The 1,442-nt window shown below is 67.7% G+C and carries 1 pseudogene; it reads right to left on the reverse strand.

Annotated elements, in window-relative coordinates:
- Nucleotides 1-1,439 (reverse strand): annotated as a pseudogene (locus FQ668_RS27270) (Ig-like domain-containing protein); the annotation flags it as partial.
- Between the last annotated feature and the right edge of the window lie 3 nt (nt 1,440-1,442).

The raw sequence follows: 1,442 nt of genomic DNA on the forward strand, positions 1-1,442 counted from the left end.
GCGGTGATGTCGGGCGCGGTGATCTGTGCGGGCAGCGAGGAAACGCCGCCGTCATCGATGGCGACCACGTCCAGCAGCTCGCCGTTGGCCTGAGGCGGGTCGAGGGTGACGGTGAAGCTGCCGTCGGGGCCTGCCACCACACTGCCAATCAGCGTGCCGTTGGCATCATGCACTTCCACACGGCTGCCAGCAGGCGCGGTACCGGTGAGGGTGGTGCCATCTGCATCGATGGCCAGATTGCTCGGGCTGTCGGGCGCGGTGGTCAATGGTACGTCGTACTCGGTAGCCACCGAAGCGTTGCCGCTTGGGTCGGTCTGCACCAGGCTCAACTGCTCGCCTGGCTGAGCGGCCGGATCCAGATCGATCAGGAAGGTGCCATTGGCTCCCACAACACCCGTGCCGATCACGGTGCCATTGGCATCGCGAACTTCGACGGTGGCGCCGGGCTCGCCGCGACCGCTCAGAGCCAGGCCCTCAGCGCCGACGGCAATGTTGCTCACCGCATCGGGCGGTGTGATGTCCGGCGCATCGAACTGCAGCGGCGCCGAGGCGTTGCCGGCGGCATCCACCAAGCGCACGTCGAGTGCTTCGCCGTTGGCTTGGGCAGGCGACAGGGTGAGGCTGAACAGGCCGTCGGCACCGACGACACCAGTACCGATGACAGTACCGCCGGCATCGCGCACCTGCACGGTGGCGCCGGGCTCGCCGCGACCGGTGAAGGTGACGCCATCGGCCAAGGCCAGGTCAGTCGGTTGCGCGGGCGGCAGCAGGTCAGCCGAGGTGACCGAGCCCGGTTGCGATACGTTGCCGGCGGCGTCGGTGAGGGTGACTTGCAGGGTACTGCCATCGTGNGCCGAGGTGACCGAGCCCGGTTGCGATACGTTGCCGGCGGCGTCGGTGAGGGTGACTTGCAGGGTACTGCCATCGGTGATGGCCGGGTTCAAGGTGATGGCGAAGGTACCATCCTCGGTGACCGTGCCCGTGGCAATTACGGTGCCTGCGTCATCGCGCACCTGAACGCTGGTACCGGCTTCGCCACGACCGCTGAGCTGGCTGCCGGCAGCGCTGATCACCAGGTTGGTCGGTGCTTCAGGCGGGGTGGTGTCGCCATCGATGTCTGGGGCGGTGACCGAGCTGGTTGGCGATGTGTTGCCAGCGGCATCGGTCGCGGTGGCCTGTAGCACTTCGCCGTCAACTTGTGGCGGGTCGAGGGTGATGCTGAAGCTGCCGGTAGCGCCAACTACCACGCTACCCAGCACAGTGGTGCCGTCGGCGGCCAGCACGCGTACGGTGCTGCCCGGTTCGGCGCGGCCGGTGACCACACTGCCGTCGGCATTTATCACCAGTTCGCCCGGTGCGGCAGGGGCGGTGATGTCGGGCGCGGTGATCTGTGCGGGCAGCGAGGAAACGCCGCCGTCATCGATGGCGACCACGTCCAGCCG

The sequence above is a fragment of the Pseudomonas sp. Kh14 genome, assembly GCF_900291005.1.
Lineage (GTDB): Bacteria > Pseudomonadota > Gammaproteobacteria > Pseudomonadales > Pseudomonadaceae > Aquipseudomonas > Aquipseudomonas alloputida.